The organism is Arthrobacter sp. TMS2-4, from assembly GCF_054511075.1.
On record NZ_JBTNDI010000004.1, the window covers coordinates 1 to 18,456 of the forward strand.

Below are 18,456 nucleotides of genomic sequence, written 5' to 3' on the forward strand. Positions count from 1 at the left end.
GGATCCTCCACCGCTGGTACAAACGCCCGACCGGCTGACGAGCCACACCCAGCAACGTCGACACGCCCATATCCGCGATGCCCTTCTCAAACCACGCTACAGCGGCCTCACACTGCTCCACCGACAACGAACTACGTGCATCCATGAAAAAGCTCCCCGGGAGTCGAAACTGAATTTCTCAGTCCAACTTCCGGGGAGCAGTTCAGCGCCTGCCGTGTCCCTTCCTGCGTCTGCGGGCCGGGTGTCAGGCGGACGGGATCCGAACCATGCCCTCCTGGGCCACGCTCGCCACCAGCGCACCGCTGCGGTCGTAGATGCGGCCGGCGGCGAGGCCGCGGGCCCCGGACGCGCTGGGGGAGCTCTGGACGTAGAGCAGCCACTCGTCGACCCGCACGGGGCGGTGCCACCACATCGCGTGGTCGAGGCTCGCCACGTTCATGCCGGGCTGGATCCAGCTCAGTCCGTGGGGTCGCAGGATCGATTCGAGCAGCGTGTAGTCGCTCGCGTACGCGAGGGCGGCACGGTGGATGTTCGGATCGTCGGGCATGGGCCCGAGGCTGCGCATCCAGACGGCGTTCCGCGGCTCCCGGGACCCTTCGTTGGACAGGTACAGCGGTGCGTCCACGTGCCGGATGTCGAACGGCCGGTCGAAGGCCCAGGCCTGCGCGACGGGATGGTCGAACGCGCCGAGGAGTTCGGCCGTCGACGGCAGGCTCTCGGGATCGGGCATGCCCTGGGGCATGGTGTCCTGGTGGGTGACGCCGTCGTCGGGCTCCTGGAACGAGGCGATCATGGACAGGATGGGCACGCCGTTCTGGTAGGCGTGCGTGCGGCGGGCGGAGAACGAGCGCCCGTCCCGCAGCCGCTGGACGCCGAACGTGATGGGCTGGTCCGCGTCTCCGGCCCGCAGGAAGTAGCCGTGCATGGAGTGGACCTCACGCGTGGGCTCGACCGTCCGCATCGCGGCGATCAGGGACTGTGCCAGCACCTGGCCGCCGAAGACGCGCCGGCCCGGCTGGCGGGCGGAGCTGCCGACGAAGATCTCCTCGTCGGTCTGCGCCCCCTCGGCACTGCTGAGGTCGAGCAGGTCGAGGAGCGCACGGGTGGGGTCCTTCGCCTGACCTCCCTGCGCCGGTGCCTCTGATGCTGGCGCGTGTTCTGCCATGGTTCGGTGTCTCCTCGTAGGGCGGGGGCGGTGGAAGCAGTCGCTCCCGGGCACCTACTGACAGTAGACGCCGCTCCATGAGCACTCAATACGGGCACGCGGCCGCGGCCATGGTGTTCCTCACACGGGTTCGGCGGGCCGCGGCGAATCGTCGGGCGGCGGCCGGGTTTGAGAGGATGGCGCTATGTCCCCGGTGCACACCTTTCCCCTCCAGCTGCGGTTCGGCGACGAGGATTCCTACGGCCACGTCAACAATGTCCGCTTCCTCCAGTTCCTCGAGGACGCGCGCCTGTCGCTGATGCACGAGCCACGGCCCGATGGTTCCTTCATGGAGCTGATCGACCCCGACCACTACACACTCGTCGGCCGGCAGGAGATCGAGTATCTCTCGCCACTGAGCGTGAGCATGGAGCCGGCCGCCGTCGATCTCTGGGTCACCGCTGTTGGCGGCTCCAGCTTCGAGCTCGGCTACACGGTGCGCGACCGGGTGGCGGAAGAGGGGAGCACCGCCAGTGCGGTCGCCGCCACCACGATGGTGCTGGTCGGCCGCAGCACGGGCCGTCCTGTGCGTCTCTCCGACGGCCAGAAGACGATCCTCCGGTCCTGGCAGGGCCCGGCGGTCCCCTTCCGCCGCGCCCGCGCCGGGGTGCGGGCGTGACCTCCCCGTCCCTGCGCTTCGCTGACCCGCAGACCGTCGCCGACCTGCGGACCTTCACCGCCCGTGCCAGGGCCGGCGACGACGCCGGCATGAGACTCGTGAGCGCGGGCCGGGTCCTCGCGGCGTACGTCTGCACCCTCCGTCCCACCGTGCTGGGCGAGGCCGTCCCTACCGTGCTCGGGCTCAGGACCATGGCGCTGGACGAGCAGGCCGACGTCGACACCACCGTCGCGCTCGGCTCGGTCCTCGACCGGCTCGCCCGCATGCCCGAGGGCGACGTCGTGTTCCCGGTGCCCACCGTGACGGTCACCGAGACCTGGGCCGGCGTCCTTCCTCCCCGGTCGGGGTGGGATGCGGCCGGGACCGTGGCGGCGGAAGTCCTCGACCAGGCGGCCCACCGGGGCATCGCCGAGGTGGCCCGGAGCCTGCCCGAACGCGCGGGCGCGCCCCTGGTGAGCAGCGCGAGGATCGCCGTGTGGGGGCGCCCCCTGGACGGTGTGCCCGGTGCCGTCCCGGCCGGAGCGGCCTTCGGGGCGTTCAGCCTCGGCTTCCTGCAGCCCGGGACGTCGGCGACCGTCCACACGAACGGACGCTGGTCCCGGGTCAGCACGGCGCGCGGTCATGTCCTCGTCCGGGCCGCCGCCGTCCTCTGACCGGTCGTCAGTCGGCGGCGTTCACCATCGAGTGTGCGGCGCGCTCGAGGTAGTCCCACAGGGTGGCCTTGTGCAGGGGAGCGAGGTCCAGGGTGTCCACGGCGGCGCGCATGTGCTGCAGCCACCGGTCGCGTGCCTGCGGCCCCACCCGGAACGGCATGTGCCGCATGCGGAGCCGCGGATGGCCCCGCTGCTCCCCGTAGGTCTTCGGCCCGCCCCAGTACTGCTCGAGGAACAGCAGCAGGCGTTTCTTCGCGGGACCGAGATCCTGCTCGGGGTACATGGGACGCAGCACGTCGTCCTCCGCCACGCCGTCGTAGAAGGCATCGACCAGCCGTACGAACGTGGGGTGGCCTCCCACGGCGTCGTAGAAGTTGTCGGTGTACTGCGGCTGGGTGAAGCCCTGCCCGGCGGCGACGAGCCGTTCCACGGGCAGCGCCGTCCGTGCCCCCGGAACGGGAGGGGTCGCGTCCGGTGCCTGCTGCGGGTCCTGCGTGTTCATGACTGCTCCTGGACGAGGGCGGGTGCTGCCGGGGGCGCGGGCTCGGGCGTTGGTTCCACGTAGTCACCCTGCGACCGGTTGCCCACCTTGGTGATGTCCCCGTTCCGCACGTACCAGATGGCGCCGTCCTGATCGACCATGCGGGTGATGCGCAGGCCGAGGGACTGGACCACGCCGACGGTGTCTCCGACCTCGATGGTGTCGCCGATACCGTACTGGTCCTCGATCGTGATGAAGAAGCCGAGGAAGGCGTCGCGGATCACCTCGCGCGCGCCGAAGCCGATGGCGATGCCGACGATGCCGACGCTGGCCAGGATGGGCCCGATGTTGAAGCCGAGGGTGTCGATGGCCATGAGGCCAGCGATGATCGCGATGGTCAGCGCTGCCACGCTCGACAGCAGGCCGCCGATCGTCTCCGCACGCTGGACGCGCCGGGCGCTGTCGAAGGGGCGCAGCGCGGGCTGGGCCCACTTGAAGTGCGGCTTCTTGAACACGCTGTAGCCGCTCTGGACACGCTTGACCGACCGGTTGATCAGGGCGCGGATCACGAGCCAGAGGATCAGGGCGCCGATCAGGATGACCAGGGCGCCGAGGACCTGGCCGCCATAGCCGAGGGAGTCGAGGAATGTCATGGGAATCGCTTTCGTGCGGGCATCCGGGGTCCGCCGGAGAAGGGCGCGGTAGGCGTAGGGATGCCTTAACAGGTTACAGCGGAGCCGGAGCGGTCCCGGTTCCGTTCAGCGCGGGGCCGCGGCGGACGTGGGCTCGTGATGGACCGGGAAGTTCAGGGACCGGGCGATGAAGCACAGGCGGTTCGCCTCCGCGTGCAGGGAGTCCGCGAGGCCGGACTGGGCGGCGTCCTGCAGCTCGACGACGGGGTGCAGGACGATCCCCGTGAACTCGCCGCTGCCGTCCCGGTTGAGCCGCATGGTGCCCGTCGCCGTGTCCCGGTACCCGGTGACGACGACGCCGGCCTTCACCGCGACGTGCAGGTAGGACAGCATGTGGCACTGCACGACGGCGGTCAGCAGCAGCTGTTCGGGGTTCCAGCGGTCCTTCGCCCCGTGGAACGTGGGGTCGGCCGTGCCGGCCAGGACACCCGGGCCGTCCACTTCCACCTCGTGGTCGCGGCTGTAGGCGCGGTATCCGGACGTGCCGGTGCCGAGGTTCCCGGTCCAGCGGACACGCGCGGCGTAGGAGTGTTCCTGCAGGTTCATGACACGACCCTAACGCCGGTCCGCCGGAGAGGGGCAGCAGGTGCCGGGCGGGGAGGACGATGCTCCTCCCCGCCCGGGGTGCCTACCGGTCGGCGGCCTGCGCCCTCAGGGCGCGGTCGACGCCGTCCCGGCTCTCCAGCACCAGGCGCCGGAGTGAGGGGGATTCCTCCCCGAGGGTTTCGAGGAAGGCATCCGTGCGGTCCAGCGTGTCCTGCGTGGTCAGGAGCGACGGGTAGAGGCCCACGACGATCTGCTGGGCGATCTCGTGCGTGCGGGTCGCCCAGACCTCCTGGATCGAGGCGAAGTACCGCTCCATGAAGGGCTCAAGGAGCGAACGGTCGTGGACGCGCGTGAACCCTCCGATCATCGACCGCTGGGCGGCGTTCGGCAGGTCTGCGGAGCCGACGAGCGCGGCCCAGGCCGCCTCCTTCGCCTCGGGGGTCGGTACTGCCGCCCGGGCCGCGGCCGCCGCGAGCTCGCCGGTCGCCGTCGAGTCCGTGGCGAGTTCGGCGTCGATCTCCCGCTCCCCGGCGCGACCGCCCGCCACGAGGCTGGTGAGCAGCTCCCACCGCAGGTCCTGGTCCACCACGAGTCCCTCGGGCACGTGGTCGCCTGAGAGCAGGGCCTGGACGGTGTCCAGCTGGGGCGCCGTGCGGGCGTGGGCGGAGAAGGCCTTCGTGAACTGCAGCTGGGCGTCGGAGCCCGCGTCGGCGGCGAGGGCGAGGTCCAGCAGGCTGTCCGCCGCGGCGTCACCCATCGGTTCACGGTCCTCCGGGCGGACGTAGAACGCGAGGGTCGCGGCGAGCTGCCTGAGCAGCACGAGGACCACGGACGAGTCCGATTCCGCGCCGATGTTCTGCAGCACGAGTTCCACGTAGTCGCGGGCGGGGGTCTCGCCGTCGCGGGCGGCATCCCATGCCGAGGCGAGGACGAGGGTGCGGGGGAGCGAATCGCGGAAGTCCTTCACATGCCGCACCGAGGTGCGCAGGGAGGCCGGGTCGAGGCGGATCTTCGCGTAGGCGAGGTCGTCGTCGTTCAGGAGCACGAGGGCGGGCTGCTTTCGGCCCACGAGGTCCGGCACCTCGGTGCGCCCGCCGTCGACGTCGAGTTCGACCCGGTGCACACGGACGAGGGCGCCGTCGTCGTCGTGGTCGTAGAAGCCGACGGCGAGACGGTGGGGCCGGATGGTCGGGAACGCCTCGATCGCGCTCTGCAGGATCGCGAAGGAGGTGATCGTGCCGCTGTCGTCCGTGGAGAACTCGGGGCGGAGCGTGTTGACGCCGGCGGTCTCGAGCCAGAGGGCGGACCACGCCTTCAGGTCCCGGCCGCTGGCCGCCTCGAGCTCGGACAGCAGGTCCACCAGTTCCGTGTTCTTCCAGGAGTGCTTCGCGAAGTACTGGCGCACGCCCTGCATGAACTCCTCCTGGCCCACCCACGCCACCAGTTGCTTGAGCACGGACGCGCCCTTGGCGTAGGTGATGCCGTCGAAGTTGACCTGCACGTCCTCGAGATCGTTGATCCGGGCGACGATGGGGTGGGTGGAGGGCAGCTGGTCCTGGCGGTAGGCCCAGCCCTTCTCGAGCATCGTAAACGTGGTCCACGCCTGCTCGAACTCCGTGGCTTCCGCGGCTGCGAGGGTGGACATGAACTCGGCGAAGGATTCGTTCAGCCAGAGGTCGTTCCACCAGCGCATGGTGACGAGGTCACCGAACCACATGTGGGCCAGCTCGTGGAGGATGGTGATGGCGCGCCGCTCGACCGTCGCGTCCGGCACACGGGAGCGGAACACGTACGTTTCCACGAACGTGACGGCGCCCGCGTTCTCCATCGCGCCGGCGTTGAACTCGGGCACGAACAGCTGGTCGTACTTCGCGAACGGGTAGGGCGTGCCGAACTGCTCCTCGTAGAAGGCGAAGCCCTGGCGCGTCAGGGCGAAGATGTTCTCCGCGTCCAGGTACTGCATGAGGGACTTCCGGGCGAACACCCCGAGCGGGATGGTGCGGCCGTCCGAGCTGGTCAGTTCGCTGCGCACCGACTGGTAGGGGCCGGCGATCAGCGCGGTCACGTAGGACGACATGACGGGCGTGGGCTCGAAGGACCAGGTGGAGGCGCCGCCGTCGGCGTCGGACCCTGCCTGGACGGGCTCAGGCGTGGCGGTGTTTGAGATGACGTCCCAGTGCGAGGGAGCGGTCACCGAGAAGCGGAACGTCGACTTCAGGTCGGGCTGCTCGAAGACGGTGAACACGCGGCGTGAGTCCGGGACCTCGAACTGGGTGTAGAGGTACACCTCCCCGTCCACGGGATCGGTGAAGCGGTGGAGGCCCTCCCCGGTGTTCATGTAGAGCATGTCGGCCTCGACGACGAGGACGTTGCTCGCGGCGACCACGGGAAGCTGGATCCGGACGCCGTCCGCGACCTCCGACGGGTCCAGCGCGACGCCGTTCAGTTCCACACGGTGCACGGTGTCCGTCACGGCGTCGATGAACGTCGTGGCGCCCTGGTGTGCGTCGAACGAGACCACCGTCGTGGAGCGGAACACGCGCTCACCGCGTGTCAGGTCGAGGGTGACGTCGTAGGAGTGGACGGTGAGCAGATCGGCGCGCGTACGTGCTTCGTCGCGCGTCAGGTTCAGACCGGGCAAGGATCGCCTCCAGGGTGGGGTTCGGGGTCGCCGCGTGTGATGGGGGTTACGCGCACGTTCGATTCTCCCACTCTGCCCGGCGGCCGCAAGCACGTCGACCCCTCCGCGCCCGCGGTCTAGGCTGGAAGCGTCCCGTCCCGCTGCGCGGACACTCCCGCAGCCCCGCCGGCCCTTTCCCGGCGCCCTCCCGAAGGAACCGATCATCATGCGCGTCCACCTCGCCACCGACCACGCCGGCATGGAGCTGAGCGCCCACCTGCTCTCGCACCTCACCGCTGCGGGCCACGACGTCGTCGACCACGGCCCGGCCGCCTACGATCCGGAGGACGACTACCCCTCGTTCTGCATCGACGCCGCTCAGGCCGTCGTGGCGGACCAGGACGCGGGCATCGAGGCCCTGGGCATCGTGCTCGGCGGTTCCGGGAACGGGGAGCAGATCGCGGCGAACAAGGTGCGCGGCATCCGGGCCGCCCTCGCCTGGAGCCTCGACACCGCACGCCTGGCACGCCAGCACAACGACGCGAACGTCGTCGCGGTCGGTGGACGGCAGCACTCCGTGGCGGAGGCGACCGCCATCATCGAGGCGTTCCTCGCCGAGCCGTTCAGCGGGGCAGAGCGGCACAGCCGCAGGATCGCGCAGGTGGCCCGGTTCGAGGAAACGGGAAGCGTTGCCTGAGGGCCATTCGGTCCATCGGCTCGCCCGCCAGTTCGGTTCCGTCTTCACCGGTGAGGCGCTCGCCGTCTCGAGCCCGCAGGGACGGTTCGCCGCCGGGGCCGAGCAGCTCGACGGCGCCACGCTGCTCAGCGCGCTCGCGCACGGCAAGCAGCTGTTCCTCCGCTTCGACAATCGGAGGGTCCTGCGCGTGCACCTCGGCCTCTACGGGGCGTGGACCTTCGGCGGCGACGAGACGTTCCGCGGGGCCTCGAGCATCGGAGCCCCCCGCCGGGTGGGGGAGTCGGAGCAAGCCTCCGACGACGGCGCCACCTCGGGTTACGCCGGACCTCCCGCGCCCGTCGGCGCCGTCCGGGTCCGCCTCGTGTCGGCGCACGGCTGGGCGGACCTCAGGGGGCCCACCGCCTGCGAGGTGATCACCGCGGCGGAGGAGAAGGCCGCCCGCGCGAAGCTCGGCCCCGACCCCCTCCAGCCGCGCTCGGACGGCGCCGTGTTCGCGCGGAAGCTGATGTCCAGCGTCACCCCCGTGGGCACCCAGCTCATGAACCAGGCGGTGATCGCCGGGATCGGCAACATCTACCGGGCGGAGGTGCTGTTCCTGCAGGGCATCAACCCGTGGCGACCGGGCAAGCAGGTGCGCGACGACGAAGCAGACGGTCTCTGGGCCGACACCGTGCGGCTGATGAAGGACGGTGTGCGGGACGGGCGCATCGTCACGACGACGCCGGAGGCACGGAACGGGCGCCCGAAACGCTCCGCCCCGCACTACGTCTACAAGCGGACGGGTCAGCCGTGCCGCCGCTGCGAAACCCCGATCCTCACCGCCGAGATGGCGGCGCGGAACGTCTACTGGTGCCCGCAGTGCCAGGAGCATTAACCACGAAAGCCCGGACCTCAGGTCCGGGCAGCGAGGGGATGACGGGAATCGAACCCGCGTAATCAGTTTGGAAGACTGAGGCTTTACCATTAAGCTACATCCCCGCAAGGGCACCTTCCGGAGCCCCGTGGAACGCCTATAACTACATCACAGCCGCAGCGCTATCGCCAAATGTGCGAGGTCGCCGTAAAGGTGCGTAGACTGGCACTCGCACTTACGGGGTGTAGCTCAGCTTGGTAGAGCGCCTGCTTTGGGAGCAGGAAGTCGCAGGTTCAACTCCTGTCACCCCGACTCTGTTGTGTGATGAGGAAAGTGCCTCCGCTGCAGAACCAATCCCAATCATCTCAGGAGTCCTACGCTGTGAAGAGCGCTGTTGAAACCCTTTCCCCCACCCGGGTGAAGCTGACCGTTGAGGTACCCTTCGAGGAACTGAAGCCCAGCATCGACGAGGCCTACAAGACCATCGCAACCCAGGTGCAGGTTCCAGGATTCCGCAAGGGCAAGGTTCCGCAGCAGCTCATCGACCAGCGCGTGGGTCGCGGCTACGTCATCGAGACCGCCATCAACGACGGCCTCAACGGCTTCTACCAGAGCGCCGTGCAGGAGACGAAGATCCGTCCCCTCAGCCGCCCCGAGGTCGAGATCTCCGAGGTCCCCGATCCCGCGAAGAAGGACGGCCAGCTGACGTTCAGCGTCGAGCTGGACATCCGCCCGGAGATCGAACTGCCCGACTACAAGGGCATCGAGGTCACCGTCGAGCCCGTCGAGGCATCCGACGAGGACCTCCAGAAGGCCATGGACGAGCTGCGCGGGCGTTTCGGCACCCTCATCGCCGTCGACCGTCCCGCCCAGGACGGCGACTTCCTCACCATCGACCTGACCGCATCGGTCGGCGACGACGAGGTCGACTCGGCCCAGGACCTTTCCTACCAGATCGGCTCGGGCACCATGCTCGAAGGCATGGACGAGGCCGTCACCGGGCTCTCCACCGACGAGGACGCGACCTTCGAGACCAAGCTGGCCGGCGGCGAGCACGCCGGCGCCGACGCGCAGGTCAAGGTCGTCGTCAAGGCCGTGAAGGAGCGCGAACTCCCCGAGGTCGACGACGAGTTCGCCCAGTTGGCGTCCGAGTTCGACACCGCCGAGGAGCTGCGCGCCGATCTGGCGAAGCAGGCCTCCGAGTCCAAGCTCATGGACCAGGGCGTCGAGGCGCGCGACAAGGTGCTCGACAAGCTCGTGGAGCTCGTCGCCGTGCCGGTCCCCGAGAGCGTCATCGCGGAGCAGCTCGAGCAGCACTTCAACGGCGAGAACGCCCACAGCGCCGGCGAGAACCACGACTCCGAGGAGCACCGCGCGGAGATCCGGACCAACACGGAGCGCGCCTTCCAGAACGAGGTCATCCTCGACGCCGTCGCCGAGAAGGAAGAGGTCGGCGTCAGCCAGCCCGAACTCATCGACTACATCGTCTCGACGGCCGGCCAGTACGGCATGGAGCCGAACCAGTTCGCCCAGATGCTCGACCAGAGCGGCCAGGTCCCGATGATCGTCGGTGAGGTGCGCCGCCGCAAGGCCCTCGCGAAGGTCCTCGAGTACGCGACCGTCACGGACACCAAGGGTGCCGCCGTCGACCTCAGCGAATTCGTCCGCCCCGTCGGCGACGACGCGGAGACCGTCAGCGCGGACGACCTCGAGGCGGACCAGGACGTCGTCGAGGACGGTCAGGCAGCCGAGACCGCAGAGGCCCCCGAGGCCGCAGCCCCCGAGGCTGAGGGAACGGACACCGAGGCCACCGAGGCAGAGGCCCCCGAGGCCGCGGCCTCCGAAGCTGTCGAGGAGCCCGAGGCCTCCGAGGCGCCGAAGAAGAAGAGGGCGCCGCGCAAGAAGGCGGCCTCCGAGTAGCCAGCAGACAGTCAGCGGTGCCGCAGCCTTCGGGCAGCGGCACCGCTGCTTCTTTAAGCCCTCGGGGAACGAGCGGAAGCCCTCGGCGAACACCGTCCGCGCCGCGGCGGCGCCACCGTGCGCCGTCAGCGAACAGTTCCCGACGCGGGAGCAATTCGTCGGACCTGCGGGTTAGTGTCCAAGAAGAGACAAACGGACGGGTCGGCCGAAGCGGCGACGGCCCGCCAGAGTGAGAGGTCAAGCACATGGCAACCGAACCAAGCACCCCGAGCATGGCCGGCCCCGAGATGGGCGGTCGTGACGACTACATCTACAACAGGCTCCTCAAGGAGCGCATCATCTGGCTCGGTTCCGAGGTTCGCGACGACAACGCGAACGCCATCTGCTCACAGCTCCTGCTGCTGTCGGCGGAGGATCCCGAGCGCGACATCTTCCTCTACATCAACTCGCCCGGTGGTTCGGTGACCGCCGGGATGGCGATCTACGACACCATGCAGTTCATTCCGAACGACGTCGTCACCGTGGCCACCGGCCTCGCCGCATCCATGGGCCAGTTCCTGCTCTCCTCGGGCACGAAGGGCAAGCGCTACGCGACGCCCCACGCCCGGATCCTGATGCACCAGCCGTCCGGCGGCATCGGTGGAACCGCGACGGACATCCGCATCCAGGCCGAGCTGATCCTGCACATGAAGCGGGTCATGGCCGAGCTCACCGCGGACCAGACGGGCCAGACCGTCGAGAAGATCCTGAAGGACAACGACCGTGACAAGTGGTTCACGGCCCAGGAGGCGCTCGAGTACGGGTTCTTCGACCACATCTCCGCGCACTCGGGCTCCGTGGCCGGCGGCGGCGGAACCGACCAGACCGCCTAGTCCGCGCCCCGTCCCTTTCTTCACCAGTCGTCCTACAGGAGACACCATGAACCACGAATTCCAGGCAGCAGCGGGATCGTCGGCGCAGAACCTGCCGACCAGCCGCTACATCCTTCCCCAGTTCGAAGAGCGCACGCCCTACGGTTTCAAGCGCCAGGACCCGTACACCAAGCTGTTCGAGGACCGCATCATCTTCCTCGGCACCCAGGTCGACGACGCCTCCGCCGACGACGTCATGGCCCAGCTGCTCGTCCTCGAGTCCACGGACCCCGAGCGCGACATCACCCTCTACATCAACTCGCCCGGTGGCTCGTTCACGGCCATGACGGCGATCTACGACACCATGCAGTTCATCCGGCCCGAGGTGCAGACCGTCTGCCTCGGCCAGGCCGCCAGTGCGGCAGCGGTCCTGCTGGCCGCGGGGGCACCCGGCAAGCGTCTGGCCCTGCCGAACGCCCGTGTCCTGATCCACCAGCCGGCACTCTCCGGAGGGCAGGGCGGGCAGGCCTCCGACCTGGAGATCCAGGCCAACGAGGTCATGCGTATGCGCACCTGGCTCGAGGACACGCTGGCACTCCACTCCGGGCGCAGCTCCGAGCAGGTCAACATCGACATCGAGCGCGACAAGATCCTCACCGCGGCCGACGCCGTCGAGTACGGGCTGGTCGACGAGGTCCTGACCTCGCGGAAGATCACCCCGCCGAAGATCAACACCCCGTAGCAGGACGGCGGATCCGGGGGTCGAGACGGCCCCGGGATCCGCCGCCCGACCCGCTCCTCGCCCGTGGTGCCGTACGGCACCACGGGCCTTTTGATACTGGCTCCCGCAGCCGGGTGGCCTACAGTGGTCATAGCAATCGCGATATACCTAAGGGGATTGAACCATGGCTCGCATTGGTGAGAGCACGGATCTGCTCAAGTGCTCTTTCTGCGGGAAGAGCCAGAAGCAGGTCCGGAAACTGATCGCCGGCCCCGGTGTGTACATCTGTGACGAGTGCATCGACCTGTGCAACGAAATCATCGAGGAAGAGCTGTCCGAGGTCGCCGACCTCGGGACGTTCGAGCTTCCGAAGCCCCGCGAGATCTTCGACTTCCTGCAGGAGTACGTCGTGGGCCAGGAGCCCGCGAAGCGCTCCCTCGCCGTCGCCGTCTACAACCACTACAAGCGCATCCAGTCGGGCAACGGTCCCCGCGCCGCCGGCACCCTCGCCGACGCCGTCGAGGCCGAGGACGTCGAGATCGCCAAATCCAACATCCTCCTCATCGGCCCCACCGGGTGCGGCAAGACCTACCTCGCCCAGACCCTCGCCCGCCGCTTGAACGTGCCGTTCGCCGTCGCGGACGCCACGGCCCTCACCGAGGCCGGCTACGTCGGCGAGGACGTCGAGAACATCCTGCTGAAGCTCATCCAGGCCGCCGACTACGACGTCAAGAAGGCCGAGCAGGGCATCATCTACATCGACGAGATCGACAAGATCTCCCGCAAGAGCGAGAACCCGTCGATCACGCGCGACGTCTCGGGCGAGGGTGTGCAGCAGGCGCTGCTGAAGATCCTCGAGGGCACCGTGGCCTCCGTTCCCCCGCAGGGCGGGCGGAAGCACCCCCACCAGGAATTCATCCAGATCGACACCACGAACGTGCTCTTCATCGTCGCCGGCGCGTTCGCCGGCCTCGAGGAGATCATCGGCTCCCGTGCGGGCCGCAAGGGCATCGGTTTCGGTGCACCCCTGAGCTCCCTCAAGAACGAGGAGGCGAGCTACGGGGATGTCATGCCGGAGGATCTGCTGAAATTCGGCCTGATTCCCGAGTTCATCGGCCGGCTGCCCGTCATCACCACCGTCACGCACCTCGACCGGCCCGCGCTCATGCAGATCCTGACCGCACCGAAGAACGCCCTGGTGAAGCAGTACCAGAAGATGTTCCTGCTCGACGGCGTCGAACTCGTCCTCGAACCGAAGGCCCTCGAGGCCATCGCAGACCTCGCGCTGGACCGGGGAACCGGTGCGCGCGGGCTCCGCGCCATCATGGAGGAGGTCCTCCTCCCGGTGATGTTCGACCTCCCGAGCCGTGAGGACATCGCCACGGTGGTCATCACCGAGGACGTCGTCGCCAAGCGCGCCGAACCCACCCTCATCTCGCACGAGGTGGCGTCGAAGCGCCGCAACAAGTCGGCCTGACAGCCCGCAGGCAAAAGGCCCGGCCGGTTGGCCGGGCCTCCCGCAGGTCTGCGCGTCAGGCGTTGGCCACCACCGCGGCGTCGGTGTCCGCAGCGGGGTACGACGGCGGATGCACCGCCGCCATCTCCTCGAGGACCCGCACCACCTGGCAGCTGTACCCGAACTCGTTGTCGTACCAGACGTACAGGACGACGTAGGTGCCGTCGGCGATCGTCGCGAGCCCGTCGACGATGCCCGTGCGCCGCGAGCCGACGAAATCCGTCGAGACCACCTCCGGGCTGTCGATGTAGTCCACCTGCTTGCGCATGCCCGAATGCAGGGACATCTCGCGGAGGTACGTGTTGACCTCCTCCTTCGTGGTCCCGTGCTCGAGGGTCAGGTTGAGGATGGCGATCGAGACGTCCGGGGTCGGCACGCGGATGGAGCTTCCGGTCAGCTTGCCCGCCAGTTCCGGCAGGGCCTTCGCCACCGCCGTCGCCGCGCCCGTCTCGGTGAGGACCATGTTGAGCGCAGCCGAGCGCCCGCGCCGGTCGCCGCGGTGGAAGTTGTCGATCAGGTTCTGGTCGTTGGTGAAGGAGTGGACGGTCTCCACGTGCCCGTGAACCACGCCGAAGCGGTCGTTGACCGCCTTGAGGACGGGCGTGATCGCGTTGGTGGTGCAGGACGCCGCGGTGACGATGCGGTCGGTGTCCTCGATGGCGTGGTGGTTGATGCCGTGCACGATGTTCTTCAGGGCGCCCTTGCCGGGGGCCGTCAGCAGGACCTTGGCCACCCCGCGGCTCTTCAGGTGCTGTGACAGGCCGTCGGCGTCGCGCCAGCGGCCGGTGTTGTCCACGACGATCGCGTCGTGGATGCCGTAGGCCTCGTAGTCGATGGATGCCGGGTCGTCGGAGTAGATGACCTGGATGCAGATCCCGTTGGCGGTGATCGTGTTCGACGCCTCGTCCACCTGGATGGTCCCTTCGAAGGGGCCGTGCACCGAATCGCGGCGCAGCAGGCTCGCGCGCTTGGCGAGGTCGTTGTCCGAGCCCCGGCGGACGACGACGGCCCGCAGCCTCAGCCCGTGGCCGCCACCGGCCTTCTCGATGAGCAGCCGGGCCACGAGGCGCCCGATCCGGCCGAAGCCGTACAGGACGACGTCGGTGCTCGTGCGCTCGTCGCGTCCGCCCTGGCCCACGATGTCCGCGAGCTCGGCGCGTACGAACTCCTCGAGGGTGCGGCCGTCCCCGGCCCGGTCGTAGGCGGAACGGAGGCGTCCGATGTCGATCGCGGCTGCCCCGAGGTCCAGATCGGCGAGCAGCTGCAGCAGGGGAGCGGTGTCCTCGAGGTGGAGCTCCTCGGTGGTGATGCGGCGGGCGAAGCGGTGCGCCTTGAGGATGCTCATCGTCGACTTGTTGATGAGGCTGCGTCCGTGGATGCTGGTCACCACGTTGTTGTCCCGGTACAGCCGCCCGATGAGCGGGATCATGGCCTCGGCGAGGGCCTCGCGGTCCAACCAGGTGTCGTGCGTCTCGGTCCGGTGGTGCTGCACAGCGGCGTCCCTTTCAACACCGGGGTCACCGGTGCGTGCTCATCCAGCCCGATGGCGACGCAGGGATAGCGCCAGGCATCCTCGACTGGTCGTGTCCTTTCATTAGACCGCCTTGTGCGGGCCCGCACCAATTCGGCCGGAATAGTGGGTCGTCGGTGCGGGTTGCACCGGAAAAGGCCCCGGCCTCCCCGACCCCTGAAGGAGCACCACGCATGAACACGTCCACGTCCGTCGAGAAAGCCGATTTCTGGTTCGACCCCCTGTGCCCGTTCGCCTGGATCACCTCCCGCTGGATCGGTGAGGTGGAGCAGGTCCGCGACATCTCGGTCGCCTGGCACGTCATGAGCCTGTCCGTCCTCAACGAGGGGCGCGACCTGCCCGAGGACTACCAGGCCATGATGCTGCAGGGGTGGAGGCCGGTGCGCGTGATCATCGCCGCAGCCGAGCTGCACGGGGACGAGTACATCAAGAAGCTGTACGACGCGATGGGCACCCGCATCCACATCGGCGAGAACCGGGACTTCGACGTCGTGATCCGCGAGTCGCTGGAAGAGGTGGGCCTGCCGGCGGAACTCGCCGCCCATGCGCACACCGATGAGTTCGACGCCCAGCTGCGCGCTTCCCACAAGGACGGCATCGACCGCGTGGGCGACGAGGTCGGCACGCCGGTCGTGGCCTTCAACGGCACGGCGTTCTTCGGTCCGGTGCTCACCCGAATCCCGCGCGGGGAGGACGCCGGCCGGATCTTCGACGGCGCCGTCATGATGTCCGAGTTCCCCGGGTTCTTCGAACTCAAGCGCTCCCGCACGGAGAGCCCGCGGTTCGACTAGGAGCCTGCTGCCACCAAGCCCGGGAGGGGACCCGCCACCGGCGGGTCCCCTCCTGGGTTGGGCGGCCCTACTCCGCGGGCTGCGGCACCAGCTCGACCTGGGAGACGCTCAGCGCGCCGTCCCCTTCGACCACCTCGAGGTCCCTGGCATTACCGGCTGAGAGGAGATCGGCCAGGCCGGCGCGGATCTGCCCCACCTGGGCGGCGGACGCCGTGACGACGGCACGCTCCACCTCGGTGCGCTGCTTGACCTTGGCCTCCGACTTCGCCTTCCGGATCCCTCCGAGGGCCAGGGCCACGGACGTGAGGACGCCGGCGTCGGCCGTGTCCGGCAGTGCCGTGAGCGCGTCGGCGCCGGGCCAGGCCGCCTGGTGGACCGATCCCTCGCGCCACCAGCTCCAGACCTCTTCGGTGGCGAACGGCAGGAACGGCGCGAACAGGCGCAGCAGGGCGTCCAGGGTCGTCGCCAGCGCGGCCTGGACGGACTGCGTCCCCGCGTCATCGGCATCGCCGTAGGCGCGGTCCTTGACCAGTTCGACGTAGTCGTCCGTGAAGGTCCAGAAGAAGGACTCGGTGAGCTGGAGCGCACGGGCGTAGTCGTACTTCTCGAAGGCGGCCGTGGCCTGCTCGGTTACCGTGCGGAGCTGGACGAGCAGGGAGGTGTCCAGCGCGTTCGAGACGCGGTCCAGGGCACCGGCGCCGACCGACGCCTCGGTGACCCCGAGGTTGAGGACGAACTTCGAGGCATTGAGCAGCTTGATCGCCAGGCGCCGACCGATCTTCATCTGGTTCACCTCGTACGCGGTGTCCGCGCCGAGCTTCGCCGACGCGGCCCAGTAGCGCACCGCATCCGCGCCGAACTGCTCCAGGACGTCCGTCGGGACCACCACGTTGCCCTTGGACTTCGACATCTTCTTGCGGTCGGGGTCGAGGATCCAGCCGGAGAGGGCCGCGTGCTTCCACGGCACCGAGTCCTGGAGGGCGTCGGCCCGGACCGCCGTCGAGAACAGCCAGGTGCGGATGATGTCGTGCCCCTGCGGGCGCAGGTCGAACGGGAACACCTTCCCGAAGAGGTCCTCGTCGCGCGCCCAGCCGCCCACGATCTGCGGGGTCAGGGACGACGTCGCCCACGTGTCCAGCACGTCGTTGTCACCGACGAAGCCGCCGGGCCGGTTGCGGGCGGACTCCTCGAAGCCCGGCGCCGGGTCGGCGGCCGGATCGACGGGCAGGGACTCCAGGGCCGGGATGATCGGGTCCTCGTACTCCGGCTCGCCGTCGGCGTCCAGGCGGTACCAGACGGGGACGGGGACGCCGAAGAAGCGCTGGCGGGAGACGAGCCAGTCCCCGTTCAGCCCCTCGATCCAGTTCTCGTAGCGGGAGCGCATGAAGGCAGGGTGGAAGTCGATCTCGCGTCCCCGCTGGATGAGGGCGTCACGCTTGGCGGCGTCGCGCCCGCCGTTGCGGATGTACCACTGGCGGCTGGTCACGACCTCGAGGGGCTTGTCGCCCTTCTCGTAGAAGTTGACCGGGTGCACGATCTTCTTCGGCTCGCCCTCGAGGTCCCCGCTCTCGCGGAGCAGGGCGACGACGGCTTCCTTGGCGCTGAAGATGGTCTTGCCGGCCAGCTGACCGTAGTTCTCACGGGCCTTCTCGGTCGCGATCCACTCCGGTGCCTCGGCACGGAGCCGGCCGTCACGGCCGACGACGGCGCGGGTCGGCAGCTGCAGCTCCCGCCACCAGGTGACGTCGGTCAGGTCGCCGAACGTGCAGATCATGGCGATCCCGCTGCCCTTGTCGGGCTTCGCCAGGGGATGTGCCTTGATCTCGACCTGGACGTCGAACAGCGGGCTGGTGACGGTGGTGCCGAAGAGCGGCTTGTAGCGCTCGTCGTCGGGGTGCGCCACGAGGGCGACGCAGGCGGGGAGCAGCTCGGGACGGGTGGTCTCGATGTGGATCCGCGAACCGTCGGGGGCGTGGAATGCGATGCGGTGGTAGGCGCCGGGCTGCTCGCGGTCCTCGAGTTCGGCCTGCGCGACCGCGGTACGGAAGGTGACGTCCCACAGGGTGGGTGCTTCCGCCAGGTAGGCGTCCCCGGCCTTGAGGTTCTCGAGGAAGGCGCGCTGCGAGACGGCGCGCGAGGTGTCGTCGATGGTCCGGTACGTCAGGTCCCAGTCGACCGACAGGCCCAGGGTGCTGAAGAGGTTCTCGAAGACCAACTCGTCCTCGACCGCCAACTCCTCGCAGAGTTCGATGAAGGTCTTCCGTGAGACGGCGTCGAAGTCCCGCTGATTCTTCGCAGGCTCGGCGGGAGGCCGGTAGTCGGCGTCATACGGTACGGAGGGGTCGCAGCGGACGCCGTAGTAGTTCTGGACGCGGCGCTCGGTGGGCAGCCCGTTGTCGTCCCAGCCCATCGGGTAGAAGACGTTGGCGCCGCGCATGCGCTTGAACCGCGCCATGACATCGGTCTGCGTATAGGAGAACATGTGGCCCACGTGGAGCGATCCCGATGCCGTGGGCGGGGGAGTGTCGATCGAGTAGACGTCCTCGCGCGTCGTGTCCCGGTTGAAGGCGTAGGTGCCGTCCTCGCGCCACTGGCGGGACAGTCTCTCCTCGAGGCCCTCGAGCGCGGGCTTGTCGGGGACGGAAACGGGCTGGGGGGAGGGCGTGTCTGTGCCCTGGGTTGTGTCGGCCATTCCTCCATTGTTCCCTACTGCCCGCGGACTCCGGCACGACAGCGGCTTCCGCGGGCGAAGTGCTCCGGC

16 protein-coding genes and 2 tRNA genes are annotated in these 18,456 nt (G+C 68.9%); 10 read left to right on the top strand and 8 right to left on the bottom strand.

The features are described from left to right. Positions 1-244: 244 nt before the first annotated feature. Positions 245-1,165 (bottom strand): acyl-CoA thioesterase II, encoded by a 921-nt coding sequence (tesB, locus tag ACX80F_RS06975; protein ID WP_459335667.1) that lies wholly within the window; start codon positions 1,163-1,165, stop codon positions 245-247. Positions 1,166-1,349: 184 nt separating this feature from the next. Here tesB and ACX80F_RS06980 point away from each other — a divergent pair, with 184 nt between their 5' ends. After that, positions 1,350-1,823: an acyl-CoA thioesterase gene (locus ACX80F_RS06980; RefSeq protein WP_459335668.1), complete on the top strand. Its 474-nt coding sequence runs from the start codon at positions 1,350-1,352 to the stop codon at positions 1,821-1,823. Beyond that, a complete protein-coding gene (locus ACX80F_RS06985; RefSeq protein ID WP_459335669.1) occupies positions 1,820-2,476 on the top strand; it encodes a hypothetical protein in 657 nt (218 codons plus the stop codon). The genes ACX80F_RS06980 and ACX80F_RS06985 overlap by 4 nt, the downstream gene beginning before the upstream one ends. A 7-nt stretch (positions 2,477-2,483) precedes the next feature. On the opposite strand, the gene ACX80F_RS06990 is transcribed toward ACX80F_RS06985, so the two are convergent. From ACX80F_RS06990 to pepN, 4 genes are all read right to left on the bottom strand, one after another. After that, positions 2,484-2,978 carry a globin gene (locus ACX80F_RS06990; protein ID WP_459335670.1) on the bottom strand — a complete coding sequence of 165 codons (495 nt, stop codon included), beginning with the start codon at positions 2,976-2,978 and terminating at the stop codon, positions 2,484-2,486. Then, the gene (locus ACX80F_RS06995; protein WP_459335671.1) at positions 2,975-3,610 is read right to left on the bottom strand and encodes a mechanosensitive ion channel family protein; all 636 of its coding nucleotides are present in this window, start codon (positions 3,608-3,610) and stop codon (positions 2,975-2,977) included. Before ACX80F_RS06995 ends, ACX80F_RS06990 begins: the two co-directional genes overlap by 4 nt. 105 nt (positions 3,611-3,715) lie before the next feature. Further along, on the bottom strand, positions 3,716-4,195 hold the full coding sequence (locus ACX80F_RS07000) for an OsmC family protein (RefSeq protein WP_459335672.1): 480 nt from the start codon (positions 4,193-4,195) through the stop codon (positions 3,716-3,718). A gap of 82 nt (positions 4,196-4,277) precedes the next feature. After that, positions 4,278-6,827 carry an aminopeptidase N gene (gene pepN / locus ACX80F_RS07005; protein WP_459335907.1) on the bottom strand — a complete coding sequence of 850 codons (2,550 nt, stop codon included), beginning with the start codon at positions 6,825-6,827 and terminating at the stop codon, positions 4,278-4,280. A gap of 214 nt (positions 6,828-7,041) precedes the next feature. Between pepN and ACX80F_RS07010 the strand changes: the two genes are divergently transcribed. Both ACX80F_RS07010 and ACX80F_RS07015 read left to right on the top strand, forming a co-directional pair. Then, complete coding sequence (locus ACX80F_RS07010) at positions 7,042-7,512, top strand: ribose-5-phosphate isomerase (protein ID WP_459335673.1); 471 nt, start codon at positions 7,042-7,044, stop codon at positions 7,510-7,512. Beyond that, positions 7,505-8,386, top strand: coding sequence for an Fpg/Nei family DNA glycosylase (locus ACX80F_RS07015; RefSeq protein WP_459335674.1), 882 nt, complete (start codon positions 7,505-7,507; stop codon positions 8,384-8,386). Before ACX80F_RS07010 ends, ACX80F_RS07015 begins: the two co-directional genes overlap by 8 nt. A gap of 33 nt (positions 8,387-8,419) precedes the next feature. On the opposite strand, the gene ACX80F_RS07020 is transcribed toward ACX80F_RS07015, so the two are convergent. Beyond that, positions 8,420-8,490 (bottom strand) — tRNA-Gly (locus ACX80F_RS07020). Positions 8,491-8,603: 113 nt separating this feature from the next. On the opposite strand from ACX80F_RS07020, the gene ACX80F_RS07025 reads away from it, so the two are divergent. The 5 genes from ACX80F_RS07025 to clpX all read left to right on the top strand — a co-directional run bounded on the left by ACX80F_RS07025 (position 8,604) and on the right by clpX (position 13,334). Beyond that, positions 8,604-8,677 (top strand) — tRNA-Pro (locus tag ACX80F_RS07025). A gap of 69 nt (positions 8,678-8,746) precedes the next feature. Further along, positions 8,747-10,285 carry a trigger factor gene (tig, locus tag ACX80F_RS07030; protein WP_459335675.1) on the top strand — a complete coding sequence of 513 codons (1,539 nt, stop codon included), beginning with the start codon at positions 8,747-8,749 and terminating at the stop codon, positions 10,283-10,285. 245 nt (positions 10,286-10,530) lie between these two features. Next, a complete protein-coding gene (locus ACX80F_RS07035) occupies positions 10,531-11,157 on the top strand; it encodes an ATP-dependent Clp protease proteolytic subunit (protein ID WP_277621623.1) in 627 nt (208 codons plus the stop codon). 46 nt (positions 11,158-11,203) lie between these two features. Then, positions 11,204-11,878, top strand: a complete 675-nt coding sequence (locus ACX80F_RS07040) for an ATP-dependent Clp protease proteolytic subunit (RefSeq protein WP_459335676.1) — start codon at positions 11,204-11,206, stop codon at positions 11,876-11,878. A gap of 163 nt (positions 11,879-12,041) precedes the next feature. Continuing rightward, positions 12,042-13,334, top strand: a complete 1,293-nt coding sequence (gene clpX / locus ACX80F_RS07045; protein WP_459335677.1) for an ATP-dependent Clp protease ATP-binding subunit ClpX — start codon at positions 12,042-12,044, stop codon at positions 13,332-13,334. 55 nt (positions 13,335-13,389) lie between these two features. Here clpX and ACX80F_RS07050 read toward each other — a convergent pair whose 3' ends face one another. Further along, complete coding sequence (locus ACX80F_RS07050; protein ID WP_459335678.1) at positions 13,390-14,865, bottom strand: glyceraldehyde-3-phosphate dehydrogenase; 1,476 nt, start codon at positions 14,863-14,865, stop codon at positions 13,390-13,392. Positions 14,866-15,077: 212 nt separating this feature from the next. Here ACX80F_RS07050 and ACX80F_RS07055 point away from each other — a divergent pair, with 212 nt between their 5' ends. Beyond that, positions 15,078-15,695: a mycothiol-dependent nitroreductase Rv2466c family protein gene (locus tag ACX80F_RS07055; RefSeq protein WP_459335679.1), complete on the top strand. Its 618-nt coding sequence runs from the start codon at positions 15,078-15,080 to the stop codon at positions 15,693-15,695. Between the two features lie 67 nt (positions 15,696-15,762). Here ACX80F_RS07055 and valS read toward each other — a convergent pair whose 3' ends face one another. After that, complete coding sequence (valS, locus tag ACX80F_RS07060; RefSeq protein WP_459335680.1) at positions 15,763-18,387, bottom strand: valine--tRNA ligase; 2,625 nt, start codon at positions 18,385-18,387, stop codon at positions 15,763-15,765. Between the last annotated feature and the right edge of the window lie 69 nt (positions 18,388-18,456).

Bases quoted from the DNA above. Each gene is read 5' to 3' on its own strand.
- tesB (WP_459335667.1), bottom strand. From the start codon at position 1,165: ATGGCAGAACACGCGCCAGCATCAGAGGCACCGGCGCAGGGAGGTCAG.
- ACX80F_RS06980 (WP_459335668.1), top strand. From the start codon at position 1,350: ATGTCCCCGGTGCACACCTTTCCCCTCCAGCTGCGGTTCGGCGACGAG.
- ACX80F_RS06990 (WP_459335670.1), bottom strand. From the start codon at position 2,978: ATGAACACGCAGGACCCGCAGCAGGCACCGGACGCGACCCCTCCCGTT.
- ACX80F_RS06995 (WP_459335671.1), bottom strand. From the start codon at position 3,610: ATGACATTCCTCGACTCCCTCGGCTATGGCGGCCAGGTCCTCGGCGCC.
- ACX80F_RS07000 (WP_459335672.1), bottom strand. From the start codon at position 4,195: ATGAACCTGCAGGAACACTCCTACGCCGCGCGTGTCCGCTGGACCGGG.
- ACX80F_RS07010 (WP_459335673.1), top strand. From the start codon at position 7,042: ATGCGCGTCCACCTCGCCACCGACCACGCCGGCATGGAGCTGAGCGCC.
- ACX80F_RS07035 (WP_277621623.1), top strand. From the start codon at position 10,531: ATGGCAACCGAACCAAGCACCCCGAGCATGGCCGGCCCCGAGATGGGC.
- ACX80F_RS07040 (WP_459335676.1), top strand. From the start codon at position 11,204: ATGAACCACGAATTCCAGGCAGCAGCGGGATCGTCGGCGCAGAACCTG.
- clpX (WP_459335677.1), top strand. From the start codon at position 12,042: ATGGCTCGCATTGGTGAGAGCACGGATCTGCTCAAGTGCTCTTTCTGC.
- ACX80F_RS07055 (WP_459335679.1), top strand. From the start codon at position 15,078: ATGAACACGTCCACGTCCGTCGAGAAAGCCGATTTCTGGTTCGACCCC.
- valS (WP_459335680.1), bottom strand. From the start codon at position 18,387: ATGGCCGACACAACCCAGGGCACAGACACGCCCTCCCCCCAGCCCGTT.